General features: G+C 64.7%; 16 protein-coding genes and 2 riboswitches. Of the genes, 7 read left to right on the plus strand and 9 right to left on the minus strand.

All coding sequences use genetic code 11. The features are described from left to right. The first annotated feature begins 48 nt into the window (after positions 1-48). Entirely contained in the window at positions 49-300 is a 252-nt protein-coding gene (locus DLM46_RS25650; RefSeq protein ID WP_244306366.1) for a PilZ domain-containing protein, read from the plus strand. A gap of 35 nt (positions 301-335) precedes the next feature. Here the strand turns inward: DLM46_RS25650 and DLM46_RS25655 are convergent, their stop codons facing one another. The 4 genes from DLM46_RS25655 to cobW all read right to left on the minus strand — a co-directional run bounded on the left by DLM46_RS25655 (position 336) and on the right by cobW (position 6,987). Beyond that, on the minus strand, positions 336-926 hold the full coding sequence (locus tag DLM46_RS25655) for a vWA domain-containing protein (RefSeq protein ID WP_115105249.1): 591 nt from the start codon (positions 924-926) through the stop codon (positions 336-338). 80 nt (positions 927-1,006) lie between these two features. Beyond that, on the minus strand, positions 1,007-2,071 hold the full coding sequence (locus tag DLM46_RS25660; RefSeq protein WP_244306367.1) for a magnesium chelatase ATPase subunit I: 1,065 nt from the start codon (positions 2,069-2,071) through the stop codon (positions 1,007-1,009). Then, a complete protein-coding gene (cobN, locus tag DLM46_RS25665) occupies positions 2,068-5,868 on the minus strand; it encodes a cobaltochelatase subunit CobN (RefSeq protein WP_115105250.1) in 3,801 nt (1,266 codons plus the stop codon). The genes DLM46_RS25660 and cobN overlap by 4 nt, the downstream gene beginning before the upstream one ends. A 6-nt stretch (positions 5,869-5,874) precedes the next feature. Beyond that, the gene (gene cobW / locus DLM46_RS25670) at positions 5,875-6,987 is read right to left on the minus strand and encodes a cobalamin biosynthesis protein CobW (RefSeq protein WP_115105251.1); all 1,113 of its coding nucleotides are present in this window, start codon (positions 6,985-6,987) and stop codon (positions 5,875-5,877) included. A 205-nt stretch (positions 6,988-7,192) separates the two neighbouring features. Continuing rightward, positions 7,193-7,473, minus strand: a riboswitch (cobalamin riboswitch). A 102-nt stretch (positions 7,474-7,575) separates the two neighbouring features. Further along, a riboswitch (cobalamin riboswitch) is annotated at positions 7,576-7,816 on the plus strand. A 222-nt stretch (positions 7,817-8,038) separates the two neighbouring features. Between cobW and cobA the strand changes: the two genes are divergently transcribed. The 5 genes from cobA to bluB are packed head-to-tail and all read left to right on the plus strand — an operon-like array spanning position 8,039 to position 11,799. Next, complete coding sequence (gene cobA, locus DLM46_RS25675; RefSeq protein WP_115105364.1) at positions 8,039-8,791, plus strand: uroporphyrinogen-III C-methyltransferase; 753 nt, start codon at positions 8,039-8,041, stop codon at positions 8,789-8,791. Beyond that, on the plus strand, positions 8,788-9,231 hold the full coding sequence (locus DLM46_RS25680) for a cobalamin biosynthesis protein (RefSeq protein ID WP_115105252.1): 444 nt from the start codon (positions 8,788-8,790) through the stop codon (positions 9,229-9,231). The genes cobA and DLM46_RS25680 overlap by 4 nt, the downstream gene beginning before the upstream one ends. Next, positions 9,228-9,830 (plus strand): cob(I)yrinic acid a,c-diamide adenosyltransferase, encoded by a 603-nt coding sequence (cobO, locus tag DLM46_RS25685; RefSeq protein WP_115105253.1) that lies wholly within the window; start codon positions 9,228-9,230, stop codon positions 9,828-9,830. The genes DLM46_RS25680 and cobO overlap by 4 nt, the downstream gene beginning before the upstream one ends. A gap of 3 nt (positions 9,831-9,833) precedes the next feature. Continuing rightward, the gene (locus DLM46_RS25690; protein WP_115105254.1) at positions 9,834-11,159 is read left to right on the plus strand and encodes a cobyrinic acid a,c-diamide synthase CobB; all 1,326 of its coding nucleotides are present in this window, start codon (positions 9,834-9,836) and stop codon (positions 11,157-11,159) included. Continuing rightward, positions 11,143-11,799, plus strand: coding sequence for a 5,6-dimethylbenzimidazole synthase (gene bluB / locus DLM46_RS25695; protein WP_115105255.1), 657 nt, complete (start codon positions 11,143-11,145; stop codon positions 11,797-11,799). The genes DLM46_RS25690 and bluB overlap by 17 nt, the downstream gene beginning before the upstream one ends. Before the next feature lie 10 nt (positions 11,800-11,809). Here bluB and DLM46_RS25700 read toward each other — a convergent pair whose 3' ends face one another. The 4 genes from DLM46_RS25700 to DLM46_RS25715 all read right to left on the minus strand — a co-directional run bounded on the left by DLM46_RS25700 (position 11,810) and on the right by DLM46_RS25715 (position 17,223). Further along, positions 11,810-12,409 carry a DUF4136 domain-containing protein gene (locus tag DLM46_RS25700; protein WP_115105256.1) on the minus strand — a complete coding sequence of 200 codons (600 nt, stop codon included), beginning with the start codon at positions 12,407-12,409 and terminating at the stop codon, positions 11,810-11,812. Between the two features lie 88 nt (positions 12,410-12,497). Next, positions 12,498-14,969, minus strand: coding sequence for a CHASE2 domain-containing protein (locus DLM46_RS25705; RefSeq protein WP_115105257.1), 2,472 nt, complete (start codon positions 14,967-14,969; stop codon positions 12,498-12,500). A 68-nt stretch (positions 14,970-15,037) separates the two neighbouring features. Next, a complete protein-coding gene (locus DLM46_RS25710; RefSeq protein WP_425274016.1) occupies positions 15,038-16,492 on the minus strand; it encodes a FecR family protein in 1,455 nt (484 codons plus the stop codon). After that, a complete protein-coding gene (locus DLM46_RS25715) occupies positions 16,489-17,223 on the minus strand; it encodes a response regulator transcription factor (RefSeq protein ID WP_115105258.1) in 735 nt (244 codons plus the stop codon). Before DLM46_RS25715 ends, DLM46_RS25710 begins: the two co-directional genes overlap by 4 nt. A 54-nt stretch (positions 17,224-17,277) precedes the next feature. Here DLM46_RS25715 and DLM46_RS39140 point away from each other — a divergent pair, with 54 nt between their 5' ends. Further along, positions 17,278-17,463, plus strand: a complete 186-nt coding sequence (locus tag DLM46_RS39140) for a hypothetical protein (protein ID WP_133300379.1) — start codon at positions 17,278-17,280, stop codon at positions 17,461-17,463. Between the two features lie 940 nt (positions 17,464-18,403). On the opposite strand, the gene gcvA is transcribed toward DLM46_RS39140, so the two are convergent. Beyond that, entirely contained in the window at positions 18,404-19,300 is an 897-nt protein-coding gene (gene gcvA, locus DLM46_RS25725) for a transcriptional regulator GcvA (RefSeq protein ID WP_208866329.1), read from the minus strand. Between the last annotated feature and the right edge of the window lie 101 nt (positions 19,301-19,401).

Consider the following 19,401-nt stretch of genomic DNA (forward strand, 5'->3'; position numbering starts at 1 on the left):
GCATCGCCGGCAACAGAAAAATACTTAGAAAACCGAATCAATTCAGGAGTGCTCGCAAACTCCGATTCGAAACCCGGCGCGACAGCTAGCATATCGTTCCGGCTCAAATCAGCCGATCTCGACACGCCAATCGAAACCAGCACTGTGATCCGCAACGTGCAGACAGGCGGCTCGCCAGGCGAGCCGTCGACCCATGGCCTCGAACTCGATCAACTCGACGCCGCCCAGCAGATGGCGATGAAAGTCTTCGTGTTCGACCGCCAGGACGATGTGCTGTATCGGTCGGACGGACTGAAATAAGTACCTGCGAAAGCGTTGCTCAATCGTCAGCCTGGCTAGCCGATCAACTCTTCCGGTGTGACACGCGTCGCGCCCCACGCATCGGCGAGCGCCACGCAACGGCCGAGCCGGATCGCCTCGCGCTCGAAGTCGACGAATACGACTTCGTCCGCATCGAGTGGACGCGCCGGTTGATCGCTGCTGCGGCCGTCGGTCAAAATCCACAGCCAGCGCTGCTGCGCAGGCTTGCGGCGCGCGGTGCGCTCCAACAACTGCGCAGCCTTGCGCACGCCGGACGCAAACGGCGTGCCACCCCCACCGCCCACCGGCCGCAGCCAACGCTCATTCCACCACCGCGGCACCGCAGGACCGAACCGCAGATCCGCTCGATCTCCACCAAAACAGACCAGCGCCGCCTCGGCACGCGCTGCGCTCGCCCGATCGAACAACGCGATCAACAGCCCCTTGGCGAGCGCGAGACGCTGTCCCGCCAGCATTGAGCCGGAACAATCGAGGACGAAGCAATGCAGCACGCCGCCCCGCGGCCCCTCGCGAACGAAGCGCAGATGCTCGGCACGCAGCTTCTCGCGCCGCATCGCAGCAAACGTCTGCGGCCATGCAATGCGGGTGCCTGGCGTGCCTTGCATGCGGGTGCGCGAACCCGTGCCCGCACCTTGCCGCCATCGAAAACCGCTGCGCGAGTCAGCGGCGGCGCCCTTCCGATGGCTCAGCGTTTTTTTGCGCTGAGCGGGATAACGCCTTTGACCTGCGTGATGCCGGCCGGCTCGGGCGGCAGATAGCCCCAATCGCTATCGCCGGATGCAGCAGCAGCGCCGCTTGTGGACGAAGCAACCTCTTGCGAAGACACCTCGTCGGCATCGAAGGAAGTCTGGTTCGGCGCTGCGTTATCACGCGCCGCGCGATCGTGCCGCCGATGCATCAACACCGCTTCGGCAACACGCTCGACGTGCTCTGTCGTGACCGCGGCCGCCTGTTCATACGCCGCCAAAGCCCGCGCCGCTCGCAGCATCACGAGATCGGCACGTAGCCCATCCACCGCCGCGGCAATGCACAGCACGCTGACATGCGCGTGCACTGCATCGTCGAACACGAGTTGAGGCAGTGCTTCGCGCGCCGCGCGAATCCGCTCGACGTACGCGTCCTGCTGCAGCGCATAGGCCGCGCGAAAACCCTGCGGATCCAGATCGAACGCCAGCCGCGCCTTCACGATCTGCTGGCGCACCAGCGGCTCAAAACAGTTCTGCAACTCGACCATCAGCCCAAAGCGGTCGATCAGTTGCGGCCGCAACTCGCCTTCCTCCGGATTCATCGTGCCGATCAGCACGAAGCTCGCGTCGTGACTATGCGAAACCCCATCGCGTTCAACGGTATTCACGCCGCTCGCCGCCGCATCAAGCAGCGCATCGACGAGCGCATCGGGCAGCAAATTGACTTCATCGACATACAACACGCCGCGATGCGCTTTTGCGAGCAACCCCGGCGAAAACCGCACTGAACCATCGCGCAACACCGTTTCGATATCGAGCGTACCGATCAGGCGCTCTTCGCTGGCACCGAGCGGCAAATTCACCAGTTGCCCTTCAGGCAACAGTTCGGCGAGCGCGCGCGCAGCGGTCGATTTCGCCGTGCCGCGCGGCCCGCTGACCAGCACACCGCCTAAACCGGGATCGATTGCGGCCAGCAATAGCGCCTGCTGCAACGGCGCCTGGCCGACCAGCGCGGCGAATGGAAAAGCGGGCCGCATGGCTGCATTCATCGTGGCTGCATTCATGTTTGCATTCCTTCGATCTGCTGCTCGCTTGCCAGCAGATGCTGTTCGACTTGCGCGCGATAGTCGCCGGGCGCCTGCCACAAACCACGCTGCATCGCTTCGAGCAAACGCTCGCAGACGGAATGCAGCGCATGCGGATTGTGCCGCTGCATGAACTCGCGCGTATCGGCGTCGTTCAGATAGGCATCGGCGACGAGCGCATATTGGTGATCGGCGATCACGCGCGCGGTCGCATCGTAGCCGTACAAATAGTCGACCGTTGCTGCGATTTCGGCGGCGCCTTTATAGCCGTGGCGCTTCACACCGTCGAGCCATTTCGGATTGACAACGCGCGAACGGATCACGCGCGCCATTTCCTCATGCAGCGTGCGCACTCGCGGCGCTGCCGGATTGCTGTGGTCGGCATGATAGATATGCGGCTGATTGCCCGCGAGCTGCCGGACTGCCGCCACCATGCCGCCTTGAAACTGATAGTAATCGTTCGAATCGAGCACATCGTGCTCGCGGTTGTCCTGATTCTGCAGCACCACGTCCATCGCGGCGAGACGCGTGCCGAACGCCTGGCGTGCTTCTTCGCCGGCGCTTTTCTGCGTGTACGCGTAGCCGCCCCACGCCTGATACGCGTTCGCGAGGTCAGCGTCGGTTTGCCATTGCCGCGAGTCGATCATGTCCTGCAAGCCCGCGCCATACGCACCGGGCCGCGCGCTGAACACGCGCCAGCCGGCGCGCTTACGCGCTTCGGCCGCATCCATGCCGCGCGCGATTAACGCATCGCGCTCACGCAGCACGCGCGCACGGATCGGGTTCAACTCCTCGGGTTCGTCGAGCTCGGCCACCGCCTGCACCGCGGCATCGAACAGATGCATCACATTCGCGAATGCATCGCGGAAAAAGCCGGAGACGCGCAAGGTCACGTCGATGCGCGGCCGGTCGAACGCCTCGATCGGCATGATCTCGAAGTCGGTAACGCGATGACTGCCCGGGGCCCACTTCGGCCGCACGCCGAGTAGAGCGAGCGCCTGGGCGATATCGTCGCCGCCCGTGCGCATGGTCGCCGTGCCCCACACCGAGAGCCCGATCGCACGCGGGTAGTCGCCGTTTTCCTGCAAATGCCGCTCGATTAGCTGCTGTGCGGATTTCAAGCCGAGCGACCACGCCGCTTGCGTCGGAATCGCGCGCGTATCGACCGAATAGAAGTTGCGGCCGGTCGGCAGCACGTCGGGCCGTCCACGCGACGGCGAACCGCTCGGCCCCGGCGGCACGAAGCGCCCTTCGAGACCGCGCTTCAGATGCCGCATTTCTTGCGGCCCGCACGCGTCGAGCCGCGGCAGGACGTCGGCACGCAGGCGCTCGATCACACGTTCGGCTTGCGGCAAGGTCCCCGCCGCTGGCGCCCATGCATCAGCTTCATCGCCGCACACCTCGCGCAGCATCCCGGCCGCCAACAACTCCAGACGCTCGCGCGTATCGCCGCAGTGCCGCCAAGGCGCATCGCTCACGCGCTGCAAAACATCGGGACGCGGTCCATCCCACGCCGCGGACCAATCCACCGACAGCGGATCGAACAGATGATCCATCCGCAGATCGCGCGCCAACGCATCGACCAAACCGGCTCTTTCAGCTTGCCCGTCGCCAACCGGGAAACGCCCCAGCGCCAGCAACGTATCGCGCCGCTGCACGCCTTCGGGCGAACGCCCGAAGGTGTGCAAGCCATCGCGAATCTGCGCTTCCTTCAACTCGCACAGCCACGCATCGACGCGCGTCAGCAGCACGTCCTCGGCATCCTGTCCGTCCGGCTTCGCGAGACTCAGCTCTTCATGCAACCGATGCTCCACGATGGTCGCAAGAATCGTGCGCCTCAATAGCTTCGCGCGGCGCGGGTCGACCATCAGCGCTTCATAGTATTCGTCGACCTGGCGCTCGAGATCCTGCAATGGCCCATAGCTTTCGGCGCGCGTGAGCGGCGGCATCAGGTGATCGATGATGACGGCCTGCGCGCGGCGCTTGGCCTGGCTGCCCTCGCCCGGATCGTTGACGATGAACGGATAGAGATGCGGCAGCGGCCCGAGAATCAGATCGGGCCAGCACGCATCGCTTAGCGCGACGCTCTTGCCCGGCAGCCATTCGAGGTTGCCATGCTTGCCGACGTGCACGACTGCGTCGATGCCGAACTGATGGCGCAGCCAGAAATAGAACGCGAGATAGGCATGCGGCGGCACGAGATCGGCGTCGTGATAGCTCCCATAATCGCCTTGTTCGCGCGAGCGCGACGGCTGTATGCCGACGAACACGTGTCCGCAGCGCCAGCCCGCAATCATGAAACGGCCGCGCCGCAGCGTCGGGTCCTGCTCAGGCGAGCCCCAGCGCGCGTTCAATGCGTCGCGCGCCTCGCTGGGCAGCCGGTTGAAATACAGGAGATAGTCGTCCAGTGCGAGGCTTTGCAGCGCGGGCCGCAAGTCACGCACGACGGGATCGTTGGTAACGCCTTCGGTCAGCTTGTTCAACAGCGCGTCGCCGTCAGCGGGCAGATCGCTCAATCGATAACCTTCGTCGCGAAGCATCGACAGGATGCCGACCACCGATGCCGGCGTATCGAGTCCCACGCCATTGCCGATGCGCCCTTCGCTCATAGGGTAGTTGGCGAGAATCAGCGCGAGTTTCTTGTCGGCGTTCTCGAGCGTGCGCAGACGGCACCAGCGGCGGCTTAGTTCAGCGAGAAAACCGACCCGTTCGAGGTCCGGCTGATAGCGGACCACATCGACTTCCGTGTGCGGACAACGATAGGCGAGTCCCTTGAAACTGATCGCCCGCGTGATGATGCGGCCGTCCACCTCCGGCAGCGCGATATGCATCGCGATATCGCGCGAGTTGAGGCCCTGGTTGTCCTTGAGCCAGTCTTCGCGATTGCCGCCGCTCAGGATCACCTGCATGACCGGCGCGTCGCCGGCCAGCGCGAGCGGCTCGGGGTCGTCGATCGCCGACGCGGCAAACGCGGTCGTGTTCAGCACCAGCGAGACATCATGTTGCGCGCACAACTGCTGCACGACTTGGCGGCTCATCGCATCTTTCAGCGAGGTAATCGCAATCGGCAGCGGATTCAAACCCTGCGTTTCGAGCGCGGCGATCAGCGCGTCGAACACGGCTGTGTTGGCCGCCTGCAAGTGCGCTTTGTAGAACAGGATCGCGGCAACCGGCGCATCCTTACTCCAGCGCGCTTGCCAGTCGGCCATCGTCGGCGTATCGCGCTCGGGATGGTAGAGCGTTGCGGCAGGCAACGCGCGCGGCGGTGCGGGTTCAGGTCCCCAGCCGAACGCGCGATACGCAATGCAGCGCAGGAACGCCTCGGCATTCTGCGCGCCGCCTTCGCGCAGATAACGCCACAGCTGATGGCACAGTTCGGCATCAGCCGTACTGCGCGCAAGCAGATTCGGATCTTCCTGCAAATCGCCGGAGAACATCGCCAGCGTCTGCTTCCTGCGCCCGGCGAGCGCGACCACCTGCTCGATCCCGTAAGGCCAGTACGCCTCGCCGCCCAGGTGATCCACGACCACGACGCGCGCATGCTGCAGCACGTCCTCGACATAGAAATCGACCGACGCCGGTTGCCGCAAATAAGTGACATTCGCGAGCCGCACGCTCGGGAAATCGGCACCCAGGCGAGGAAACACGCTGGCGAGCAGCGACAGCGTCGTATCGGCGGAGCTGAGCACGACGATATCGGCCGGCTGCTGATCGATACGGATCACGCCCTGCGTATCGTCGACAAAGCCTCCCGGCGTAGTGCGCAGCAAATGCATGATCGATTACGCCTGTTGCGGTTCGGCGCTCGACACAATGCGCAATGCAGCGCCCAATGCAGCGTCGAACGCGCATTGCAGCGCGGCCTGATCCAGGTCCTCGCCGATCAGCACGAAGCGGCTTTGACGGCCCTCGCCGATTTCGACGGCTTGCCAGCGACGATCGAAGTAGCTGTCGAAACGGCGCCCCACGCCTTGAATCACGAGCCGCATCGGCGCGCCCGGCAACGCCGCAAAACCCTTGACGCGGTAAATCGTGTGCGTTTCGACTAGCCCTTGCAGCGCAGCGATCACCGCTTCACGCGACGACGCGCTCGCTTGCACCACGACCGAATCGAATTCGTCATGATGGTGATCGGCGTCGTCGGCCGAACCGTGGTGGTCGTGGCGCAAGTGGATCGTTTCTTCGGAGGCGGCTTCGAGGCCGAGCAACGTGTGCAGATCGAGTTGGCCCATCTGCGCGCGCACGATCTTCACTTGCGGCGGAATCTCTTCACGGATCACGGTCTCGACAGCGGACTGCTGCTCATCGTCGAGCAAATCCGTTTTGTTCAGAATCACCAGATCGGCCGCCGACAGCTGATCTTCGAACAGCTCGTGCAGCGGCGATTCGTGATCGAGATTCGGATCGGCCTTGCGCTGCGCATCGACAGCAACCGGGTTCTCGGCAAACTGGCCGCTCGCTGCGGCGGGGCCGTCCACCACCGTGACCACCGCGTCGACGGTGAAGCTGCTCTTGATCTGCGGCCAGTTGAAGGCCTGCACCAGCGGCTTCGGCAGTGCAAGACCGGAGGTTTCGATCAGCACGTGATCGATCTGCTCGCGGCGCTCGACAAGCTTCTCCATCACCGGGAAAAACTCTTCCTGCACCGTGCAGCACAGGCAGCCGTTCGCGAGCTCATACAGTTGCCCTTCGCTTTCGACGCCGTTCTCATCGCAACCGATGCCGCAACCCTTGAGGATTTCACCGTCGATGCCGAGTTCGCCGAACTCGTTGACGATCACCGCAATGCGCTTGCCGGCCGCGTGCTGAAGAATATGCCGCAACAGCGTGGTCTTGCCGCTGCCGAGAAAGCCCGTCACGATGGTGACGGGGATCTTGCGCATTTGAGTTTGCATCGTTGGGTCCATCCGAAGAAGTTGCGCGTTCACACGCCGGCGGTCCGGGTCTGGTTCGAGTCCGAATGCGCTCGAGCCCAGGACAAACCAACGCCAGGCACGCAAACACGAAAACGGAACATAGATACGACAGCGGGGACGAAAAGCGGCATTGCCGCGGCAACAGAGAACGAGGTCATGAACGAGCCACCGCATCCCCGCGGCGTTCATCCGTCATATTCTGGCCGGTATCCGGGCTGGCAAAAGCGCCGCTTCACCTTCCCGCGCGAGTGATTTCTCGCCCAGTGGTCATATGCCGACGCGGCCTTGCGCGTGGACATCGAAGCCGGCTCCGCGGCGCTGGACAACTCATCCAGGCGCCGCTTTTCGCTTACCGTTGCGGGGGCAGCACAGGTTGACCCGGTCCATAGCAGGCGGGCGCCCTGTTTCCCGTTTAACTGCATGCGCACGAGCGCGCACACGAGCACCAAAATGCGTGCGAGTGTAGGCCCGCGGCCCAGCGCCGTCAAGGAAGCGCGGGCCGCGAGTCGGGCCGCGCCAGGGTCTTGCAGCGCGTGCCGGCGCGGGCCGCCGTGTGCCGCTGTGTGCTATCGTATGCGCGCGTTTGGTGCCCGCACATGCGTTCGCATGTGCAGTTAAACGGGAAACAGGCCGCGCTCGATTGCGCTCAACCTGTGCTGTCCCCGCAACGGTAAGCGACCTGCGGCGCCGGGTTCAATCCTGTCGCGCCGCGCATGCGTTCTCCATGCCACTGTCTGACGAATCAGGACGGGAAGGCAAAGCGCATGAGGCCGCCAGCCCGGATACCGGCCAGACGCGGAGGCGGCGAATGTCACGCCGCCGGCCGCCTGAATCCGCGAGGGACGGATGTGAAGGCGCTGAAGCACGACGTAATACGAACGCCCGTTTGCGATTCCGATGAAAACCCGGCGAGCGGCGTTGCCGTTGTGCGTAATCTGTCGCACCGCATGAGTTCTATTTCCGCCTGGGCCGTCTGCATGGCTCGCCTGTTTCCACTTGTCACGACATGGCGCGCGCCATGCACGCCGCGATGAGCCGCGCCTGGCTGATCGGCGCCGGCCCCGGCGACGTCGAACTGATGACCCTCAAGGCAACCCGCGCCTTGGCGCAGGCCGACGTGGTGCTGGTCGACGATCTGGTGAATCCCGAAGTGCTGCAATTCGCGCGCGCCGACGCGCTGGTCGTTCATGTCGGCAAACGTGGCGGGCATCCGTCGACGCCGCAGGCCGAGATCGTCGCGCAGATGCTCGAACATGTGCGGGCCGGGCGCAGTGTCGCGCGCCTGAAAGGCGGCGATCCGTTCGTCTTCGGCCGCGGCGGCGAAGAGCAGCAGGCGCTGCATGCGGCGGGCATCGAGGTGGAAGTCGTCAACGGCATCACGGCGGGAATCGCGGCGCCCGCGGCGATCGGCATTCCGGTCACGCATCGCGATCACGCGCAGGGCGTGGTGTTCGTCACCGGGCACAGCGCCGGGAGCGGCGAGCCGGATTGGAGGGCGCTCGTCGCCACGCGGATGACGCTGGTGATCTACATGGGCATGCGGCGCCTCAACGATATCGCCGGCACGTTGCTCGCGGCAGGCATGGCCGCCGATACGCCGTGTGCCGCGATCGAATCTGCGACACGTCCCGGACAAAGACACGCGCTCGCGCAACTTGGCGGCCTGGCCGACGCAGTCGCGCGCGCCGGTCTCGGCTCGCCGGCGATTGTGGTGATTGGCGGGGTGGCGTCGCTGGCGCTCGCGCGGGCCGCGGCGAATGCCGACGCAGCAGGGGCGCGATGAAAACGCTGACCGTCGGCATCGGTTGCCGCTTGCATAGCTCGGCGCAACAGATCGAGGCAGCCGTGCGCGCGGCGCTCGGCACTCGGACATACGATGAAATCGGCGCAGTCGCCACCCTCGACCTCAAGGCCCACGAAACGGGCTTGCTCGAATTCTGCGCACGTCACGCGCTGCCGTTGAAACTGTTCAGCCGCGAGCAGATTGCCGCGTTGCCCGTGGCCGGCACTGAACCTTCGGCGGCGGCACGCGAACATCTCGGCGTGGACGGCGTCTGCGAACCCTGCGCGTTGCTGGCCGCAAGTGCGGAATCCACTGCAGCCGGGGCGCAGCTCATCGTGCGCAAAACCGCACTCGACGGCGTCACCGTAGCGATCGCTTCGACCGCTCACGCCGGCGTCGAACCCACCCACAACGACTCCAACGAACAGGACCTTCCATGAAGACCGACCCCGAATCGCATCAACGCATGACCGAGCGCCGGCGCGAAGGCCACGAGAAAAAGCAGGCCGCCGCCACCGTCGAAAAAGGCCTGCTGATCGTCAACACCGGCACCGGCAAAGGCAAGACCACCGCCGCGTTCGGCATGGCCGTGCGGGTGCTGGGACACGGCATGCGTCTGGGCGTCGTGCAGTTCATCAAAGGCGCGCTGCATACCTCGGAGCGCGACTTCCTCGGCGCGATCGCCAATTGCGATTTCGTCACGATGGGCGACGGCTATACGTGGAACACGCAAAACCGCGACGCCGACATCGCCACCGCGCGCAAAGGCTGGGACGAAGCGCGCCGCATGATCGAGAGCGGCGACTACCAGATGGTGATCCTCGACGAATTGAATACCGTGCTGAAGTACGAATACCTGCCGCTCGACGAAGTGTTGTCCGTCCTGAACGCGCGTGCGGCCATGCTCCACGTGGTGGTGACCGGCCGTCACGCGCCGGACGCGTTGATCGAAGCCGCCGACCTCGTCACCGAAATGCGCATCGTCAAGCATCCGTATCGCGAGCAAGGCGTGAAAGCGCAGCGCGGCGTGGAGTTCTGAGCGATGTCCGCGCCCCCCAAGGGGACTGCCTTCGGGGCCTGCCCCGCCCTGTTCATTAGCGCGCCGGCTTCGGGTCAAGGCAAGACCACGATCACCGCGGGTCTGGCGCGCTACCATCGGCGGCTGGGGCGGCGTGTGCGCGTGTTCAAGACCGGTCCCGACTTTCTCGACCCGATGATCCTGGCGCAAGCCAGCGGCGCGCCGGTGCTGTCGCTCGATCTCTGGATGGTGGGCGAAGCCGCATGCCGCAATCTGCTCGCGCAAGCGGCGGCCGTTGCCGATCTGATCCTGATCGAAGGCGTCATGGGCCTGTTCGACGGCACGCCGAGCAGCGCCGACCTGGCAACCGTATTCGGCGTGCCGGTACTGGCGGTGATTTCAGCGAAGGCGATGGCGCAGACCTTCGGCGCGGTGGCCTTCGGTCTCGCGCAATTCAGGCCGCAACTGCCGTTTTACGGCGTGCTCGCCAATCGCGTCGGTTCTTCAAGGCACGCGCAGATGCTCGAAGAATCGTTGCCGCCCGGCATGCGCTGGTGCGGCTACCTCGCCGGCACTGACGACATCGAGTTGCCCGACCGCCATCTCGGCCTGTACCAGGCCGCGGAGATCGGCGATCTGCACACCCGCCTGGATCGAGCCGCCGATGCACTCGCGCAAACCGCGCTGGCTGAATTGCCGCCGCCGGTCGAATTCGGCGAGGCTGTCCAGGAAACGTTGCCGCGCCTTCTGGAAGGCAAGCGGATCGCAATCGCACGCGATGCGGCGTTCTCGTTCATCTACCCGGCCAACGTCACGCTCCTGCAAACACTCGGCGCGCACGTCGAATACTTCTCCCCGCTCGCCGACGATGCCTTACCGGACCAGACCGACGCCCTGTACCTCCCGGGCGGCTATCCCGAACTGCACGCCGCCGCGCTGGCCGGCAACACGCGCAGCGCCACGGCGATCCGCGCGCATGCGGCAGCGGGCAAACCGGTCGTCGCCGAATGCGGCGGCATGCTCTACCTGCTCGATCGACTCACCGACACGAACGGCGCAAGCACGCCGATGCTCGGCCTGCTGCCCGGTCACGCGACGATGCAAACGCGCTTCACCGCGCTCGGCATGCAGCAGATCGACGGCCTGCACGGCCCGCTGACCGGCCACACCTTTCACTACTCGAAGCTGACGACGCCGCTCACGCCGTTGCGTTCAGCCACCCGGCCGCAGGGCGACGCGCCCGGCGAGGCAGTGTTCCGCGCCGGCTCGATCGTCGCGACTTACATGCACGCTTATTGGCCCTCCAACCCGGCCTTCACGGCCGCCCTGTTCAATGGCGAAGCCTTTTAACGACTCCGGGCGCGAGGCCGTCTACCGCGCGATTTACGAACGGCGCGACATGCGCCACTTCGTGCGCGACCCGGTCGATCCGGCCGTTTTGCAACGTCTGCTCGATGCGGCACATCACGCGCCCAGCGTGGGTTTCATGCAGCCGTGGCGCATCGCGCGCATCACCGATCCGACCTTGCGCGCCGCCTTGCACGAGACCGTCGAAAGCGAACGGCTCGCCACCGCCGACGCCCTCGGCAAGCGGCGCGAAGAGTTCATGAAGCTGAAGGTCGAAGGCATGCTGGAATGCGGCGAACTGCTGGTGATGGCGCTGATGGACGGCCGCGAGCGGCATATCTTCGGGCGCCGCACCCTGCCGGAGATGGATCTCGCCTCGGTGGCGTGCGCGATCCAGAACATGTGGCTCGCCGCCCGCGCGGAAGGACTGGGAATGGGCTGGGTGTCGCTCTTCGATGTCGACACGGTGCGCTCGCTGCTGCACATGCCCGCGGGTGCACGGCCGGTGGCGATCCTGTGCCTCGGCCACGTCGAGCAGTTTTACAGCGAGCCGATGCTGGAAACCGAACGCTGGGCGAGCCGCATGCCGCTCGCCGACTGCGTGTTCGAAAACCGCTGGCCGGACGATAAAGCGCCGCAATAGCGCCTGCGTTCTACTGTACGACCGGCTTCACCGATACCACGTCCGGCACGCCGCCCGCCTGATCGGCGCGCAGCTTCACGCGCCAGTCCGCCGGTGCGCCGAACGGAAAATTCGCCAACGCACTTTTCACGAGCGTCGGCATCGCGTGCAGCGGATCGGCATCGCGATCGCTGCTCATCGCGCTGACCTTGTAGACTTCATGTCCGTTCGCCCGCTCGAAAAACCGCAGCGTCAACAAGTGTTGATAGGCGCGCTCGCCGAACAGCGAGAACGGCGGCTCGGCCGGACGGCCGCACGCGCCTGCCGCGCAATCCGCGGCATCGACGCCCACCGTGGCCGGCCGCGTGGCATAGGCGATCGACAACAGATAGTGCGCCTGCTGCGCCGACGCATCGGCGAAACCATGCTTCGCCAGTTCATCGCGCAGCACGGCTTCGAATTGCGGATGATCCGCGCTGGCGTCCTGCGACGGCGTGCGCGCGATCGTATAGGTGCGCTCGCCTTGCAATGCGGCGGCCGGAATCGAGGTGTGCACGTCGGCGTTCAGGCCCGTGCAACCGCTGAGAGTCGCCGCGGCCAGCGCGGCACAGATCAGTATCGATTTCACCATCTTCTCGCTTCGATAAGGTGCGTGTTCATGCTGTGCATGGGTCTCGCCTGATGCGCCACGTTACGGCGCGTCAGCGCCGACATTCAGGCTACGTGTCATCGAAGGCCGGCAGCCAGATCGTAAAAGCCGTCCCCTTGCCCGGCGCGCTGACCACCTCGACATCGCCGCCATGGCGCGTCACGACGGTTTTGACAAACGCCATCCCCAATCCCGCGCCGCCGACTTCGGGCCGCTCCGTCTGGTGAAAGCGCTGGAACCGCTCGAACAGACCCACCTGCTGTTCCTCGGGAATGCCGTAGCCTTCGTCGCGGATCGTACACGACACGCGTCTGGCGGCGCCCCGCGCGGCCTTCGCCGCCAGGTTGTCGAGGCTGCCGGGACTGCCGGGACTGCCGAGGCTGCATGTGATCCGCGTAGCGGGCGGGCTGTATTTGACCGCATTGTTCAGGATGTTGACGAGCGCGCGCGTCATCAGCGAACGGTCGGCGCAGATCCAGTGGCCGTCGTCGCCGTCGGTATCCGTTTGCAGCGTGATCCGCTTGGCATGGGCCTGCGGCCAGACTTCATCGCTGGCGTCGATCATCAGCTCGGTCAGGCTCACTGGCTCGAGCACGTAGGTTTGCGATTCGGCGCGCGCCAGTTGCACGAAATCGTCAGCGAGCGTCAACGCGCGTTGCGCATAGCGTTCGATGCGCTCCAGCAATTCGTGCGCCGGCGCCGCTTCGCCGCGGGCGCGCTCCATCTCCACCAGCGCCAGAATCGACGCCTGCGGCGAGCGCATGTCGTGCGACAGCAGCCGCAGCGCATCTTCGCGCTGGCGCTCGGCCGCATGCAGCGCCGACACGTCGACCAGCCCCGCGATCCAGCCGGTCGTCTCGCCTTGCTCGTTGGTGCAGTTCGCGTACCGCAGCAGATGGTCGCGCTCATTGGCGTCGCGCACCTCGATGCCCTGTGCCATCAGCGCGGCAAATTCGCCGCGCGCCGGATGGAGCAGCGCGGGCCAATGGGCATGCGCGAACTGATTGTTTTCGGCATCGGATGCCGCGCCGCTATCGATGGTCTTCACGAGCGTCAGGCCGTCCAGCACCGTCCACATCGGCTGGCCCTCCGGCGTTCCGACGCCCAGACGCGCGAAATGCGCCTTGGCCGCATGGTTCGCGATCAGCACGATGCCGTCCACGTCGCTCACGAGGATCGGCTCGGGCATGCTGTCGAGGCTGTCCCACACGAAACGCTTCATGTCCTGCACGCGTTGTGCGGCTCGCGCCATCAGCGCCATATGCTGCTCCAGCACGTCACCGCCGAACTCACGGCGGCGCTGCGGCGTTTCGGGCAACAGATGCGGTTCGTCGGCGAGCCGTTGCAGTTCTTCGCGCAGATAGGCCATGGTCATTTCGAGGCGCCGCCAGTTCCAGATCGGATACACGACGATCACGCCGACAATCGCCGGCACCGGCGACATCCACAACCGCACGCCGTACAGCAAGGCCGCGCTGCCGGCCGCGGCAAGCACGCACAGCGCGCCGGTCAACATTAGCGAACGGCGCGGCGACAACACCAGAAAACCCGCCAACAGCGCGGCGAGCGGCACCAGCGACACGGCGAACACCAGCCACGGCTCGGCGGGCTCGATCGCGCGGCCGGTCAGCAGCGTGTCGAGCACGTTCGCATGGATATAGACGCCGGGCAGCGGGCCCAATACACCGGACACCGGCGTGGCAAAGCGATCGTACAAGCCGGATGCGGTCACGCCGATCAGCACGATGCGCCCGCGAAGCTGTTCCGCCGGCACGTCGCCCGCGAGGACGCTCGCGAAGCTCAGCTTCGCATAGTTCTGAGCGTTAGGACCGAAGGGAATCAGAAAGCGGGCCTCGCCCTGCGGCTCCGGCGCCGCCGCGTGGTCGGGGGAGAGTTTGCGCGGGCGCTCGTACTGTTGCAGCGCGCCGCGCTCGACGGCCCGCGCGACCGGCACCATCAATTGCGGCCAGCGCGAATTCGCGTCGCCTTCAAATTGCGCGACGCTGCGCACGATACCGTCGCTGTCGACCTCGAAATTGATATGGCCGAGGCCGGCCGCGGCATGCGCGAGCGGCGCCACCGGTTCGACGGCGGCGCGCCGGCCCGCACTGTCGAGCGGACTCAGCAGCACCGGCAGATAGGTGGGGCACGAGGCGACGGCTCGGGCGAGTTGGGGGTCGTCCGGATTGGCTTCGGTGAACAGTACGTCGTAGATCACCGCGGCGGGTTTCGCCCTGGCGATCTGTTCGAGCAGCCGCGCATGCACGCTGCGCGGCCACGGCCAGCGGCCGAGCTGCGCGATGCTGGCGTTGTCGATTTCGACCAGCACGATGTCGGACGACACGGGCTGCGCGCGCAGGCTCAGAAAGCCATCGTAGACCAGATGATCGACACTCGCGGTCAGCCGTCCGGGCGAGCCGAGCAGAATCACGACGAGGCCAAGGCAGCCGATGCCCAGCCATTCGACCAGGAAACGGCGCCCGGCGCGCCTTCCGAGGCGCGCGCGCGGGTCGAGGCTCAGGCGCGGGGATGGGGTCGGCAAGAGGGTGGTTCGTTCCTGGGCTGTGCAACAGGTTTTCCGGCGCTTCTCAGTCAGCGATTCTATCGGCGTCAGCGCGCCAGCGTGAAGGAACGGATCGAGCTGCTCTTCTCATAGAACCTGCCGTTCTCGAACTGCTCGGCGACGACCGTCCAATAGTAGACACCGGGCGGCAGATCGCTCACGACCACTTGTCCGCCCGTCAGATCGGTGCGATCGACGATCGGGTGGCGCAAATCTTCACTTGTCGCCAGCACGAAGCGAAAGCGCGTCTCGACATCGGTGCGGCTGACGAACCAGCGGAATTCGTAGTCGCGGCTGCCGGCGCGTTGCGCCGCCGACGCCGCCAGCCCGAACTGGCGACGCTCGAAGCCGTACACCTGCGGCAAACCTTCGAGTCCGTCGCTGTCGATCGCGGCGATGCGCACGAAATAGGTGCCGTCGGCCAGTTCGCCGAAATCCGCATGCGGCGCGCTCACACGCTGATCGCGGATCAGGTCGAGCTGATCGGCATCGCGCGCGATCTGCACGCGATAGGCCACCGCGGGCTCAGCCGGCACGAGGTCGAAAGCGACCGTCTTACCGTCCTGCACCCTGGCCGGGTCGGTCAGCGCCGGCGCGGGCAGCAATTCGACCGGACCGCCGATCTCGCCGCCCGCGCGCGTGATGCTGCCAAAGCGCGCCTTGACGAGTTGCGCGGACGCCTGCAACGGCACCCCCGGCAGCGGCGCCTTCGCGTGGCCACCGACGCCGCCAGGATCGACACCGACCGCGCCGTCCAGCACTTCCACGGCGGTGATCTGCGCGTCGCCGTCGTACGCCACCTTGAAACGCGTGCCGCGCACGCCTGCCACCACCGAAGGTGAGCGAATCTGGAAACGGTCGTCCTTTCTGGTCGCGTGCGTCACCTCGCTGTCGACTTCGCCACGATGCAGTTCGAGAACCCGGTCAGCCGCGCCGGTCAGCACGGTGTTCCGGAGCTTGCCGATGTCGAGCGTGCCTTCCTGCAAGATCGATACGTGCGAACCGTCCGGCAACTCCAACGTGACAAAACCGTCATGGCCGGTGCGGATGCGGTCGCCTTCGCCGACCGTCATGCCGACTGACAGCGGTGTGTAGGGGCTCTTGCCGAACGCGCGCCCGGCCGGGCCGCTCGTCGCGATGACGCGTGCCGATTCCTGGTCCTGTCTGAGCTGGTCGGCCGGCAGCCACAGCGCGATTCCGGCCGGCATGCGGCGCGGCGCGGGCAGGCGATTCAGGCGGCTCAGGACGGCCCAATCCTGCGGATCGCGCATATAGCGGTCAGCAATGTCATATAACGTGTCGCCATCGTGGGTCACGTACGAGACATAGAGCGGCGCGGCGGCCGTCGCGCGTGGCTTCGGCGGGTGGGAGGTCTGGGCGTCGGCCCGTGACGGTGCGAAGCACATCACGGCGGCGCTCAGGCCTGCCGCCAGCACTGCGCACGCCCGGCGGCCCGGCGAGCGCACGACATCGCGCGCTGCCGTGTCGAAGGACACCGTCACACGCCCCCCGCTTCAGGGCGTTCGTCGCTCGCGACCGGTGCGCCGGACTCGATACGCTCGAGCCGATAGCCATAGCCGTAGATCGGCGTCAGACGATAGCCGTGCTCCGGACGCAAGCCGAGCTTGCTGCGCAGCATCGACACGTGCGTGTCCATCGTGCGCGAGGGAATGTCGGTCGCCTGCTTCCAGATCACATCGAGGATGTGCGCGCGCGACAGCGGCCGACTCAGATGTTGAAACAACAGCAACGCGAGTTCGAATTCCTTCTGCGTCACGGCCACCGTCGCGCCGCGCACCACCACGTGCTTCAAGCCCAGATCGAACTCGAATTCGCCGAAGACTTCTTTCGCCGCGGCAGGCTTCAGGTGATACGCGCGGCGCAGCAGCGAACCGACGCGCGCCAGCAGCACCGCCGCCGAGACTGGCTTGACGATGTAGTCGTCCGCGCCGGTATTGAGGATCGAGGTGATGTCGGTCTCGCGACTGCGACTCGTCATGAACAGCACCGGCAAACGCTCGGACAGGCTTTGGCGAACCCATCGCAGCACTTCTTCGCCGGACATGTCGGGCACGTTCCAGTCGAGCACCAGCAAATCGAAAGTCTGGCGCCGCAGCTGCCGCACCAGTTCACGGCCCGCGCCGTACGCGTGACAGATATGCCCCGCCGCCGACAGCGTCTGGCATACAAGATCGGCCTGAGCCGGATCGTCCTCTAGGACTGCAATTCTCATAGAACCCCGCAAAGCGACATCGTCCTTCGTATCTGGTGGCCGACAGGCCGGTCGATGACCGGGATTGACGGCAGCTACGCCGTCGATCCGGCTCCTCGTTTCATCCTCGACGTCACTCTTTTTCGATTGTCGGGCGCCAAGGCCCCGCGCCATGTCCAGATCCGTCGCCGTCCTGTCTCGAAATTGGCGCATATTTTTCGCTTTTGTCGCGTCAATTGCTACGAAGGCGAATCATCATAATCGAAAACAGCCGTCTTTCTTCCGGATGCGATTAAGCTGCCATCCGGCCCGGCCCGGTGCTTCGGGAGCCGCTCCCCGACGTTTCCCAGTTCTCTCTCAGGCCCTTTCCGGCGCTCCTGGGTATTCAATTATCGACCTCTAGGGGTCGTACTTCGGTTTGGCTGGTCTCGCCCGCACGGTGAATGGCCCCGTCTGCCTTCTCATGTCATTGCGCTTCCCGCCTTGGGGAAACGGGAAATTTGACAATTTGCAAGACAGTATAAGAACTGTCTCAAATTAAATGGTTTAAAGATTGTCAAACGGCTTCGGTGCTGCGATCACAGATATATGTCGAAATACGCAGGCAACACAAAATAATCTTAAAAACAATGACTTAATATAACAATTACGTCAATCAAGCCGGTAACGACGTGCGCTATCGCGTTGTAAAACTTCGAGGCTGGCGTGACAGTTGGCGTAGGTTTTTTTGCAGGTTGAAAGTAGTTCGAGAAACCGGCATCAGACCGAAGGTGAAGTTCGATCTGCTGGAAAGGTTACGTGGTCGCCCCACCTATGCGAACCGCATCAAGATGGAACTTAGCGCGGCGAGGGACTACGCGCTCGATGCCGGCCGGCTTCCCGACAATACGCCGAACTGGTGGCGCCAGATCATGCGTGGGCGCTTCGCAGTAAGGGCCGATGGCGCGTGTGTAATCGAGTCTCAACAACCAGCGCGAATGCCCGATACTGACTTTCCCTCTGTTTTTCGCAATCCAGAGGTTTTGGGTTATGCAGCTGTATCTTTCGTCTGCCGAGCCTCGAGCTATGCATGGACGCCCCCCGGTTTGCCAAGCGTTCATTTTGCATCTCTAAGCCACAGCACCCGCGAAAGCCAACCGCATAGATCCGTATCGTTACGTTACATGGCCATTCCAGCGCCTGCCGTTCGCATGAACTGCCCCTATCCTTGCCCCGACAACTCAGCAAACAGCCAGTCCTGAAAGCACTTGAGCTTCGGCAAGTCCGCGCGCGACTTCAGCAAATTGAGCGTGTAGCCATTCACTCTCAATCCCTCGAACCCCAGCGGCGCCACCAGCGTCCCCATCTCCAGTTCGCGCTGCACGAGCAGCATACTTTCCAGGCACACGCCCATCCCGTCCACCGCTGCGCTGATCGCCATAAACGAGCGATCGAAACGCGGACCGCGCATGATGTCGAGCACGACCTTGCGATGCAGCCGCATCCAGTCCCGCCATCCCACCAGGCAACCTTCGCTATGGATCAGCGCGTGATGCCGCAGATCCGCGACTGTACGTATGGGGTGCTCGCCGTTCGCGAGACGCGGCGAGCATAACGGCACGATCGTCTCGAGCGGCAGGTCGAGCACCATCGTACCCGCCGGCTGCAACCGCCGTGCACCGTAGCGGATATCGATGTCGACGGACTCCTTGATCAGATCCACGGGTGCTGAAGAAGCATTGAGCCGCACATCGATGTCCGGATGCAGTGCGCTGAAACGCGCGAGCCGCGGCATCAGCCATTGCGTCGCGATGCTGGGCGTCGCATGCACGGTGAGGATGTCGCTCTTCTCGACCCGTCCGATGTCGCGCGTCGCCTTGTCGATGCGCGCGAACGCCGCGCCGATCTCCTCCGCATAGTGCCGCCCCGTGTCGGTGAGGATCACCGCGCGATGCACGCGATGAAAGAGCCGCACGCTCAACTGATCCTCCAGAAGCTTGATCTGATGACTGATCGCGGACGGCGTCACGAACAGTTCGTCTGCTGCGAGCGCAAACGACGACAGCCGCGCAGCGGCCTCGAATGCCTGTATCGACTTGAGTGTGACCCGATTGTGCATTGCGGCGCTCACATGAATCCAATTCAGCGATGAGCCACTTTAATTCGTTTGAGTCCATCGAATCAAGCGGATACGATTTTCCTGACTCGCAGCACACCTGA

This window comes from Paraburkholderia lacunae (assembly GCF_003353175.1).
GTDB lineage: Bacteria > Pseudomonadota > Gammaproteobacteria > Burkholderiales > Burkholderiaceae > Paraburkholderia > Paraburkholderia lacunae.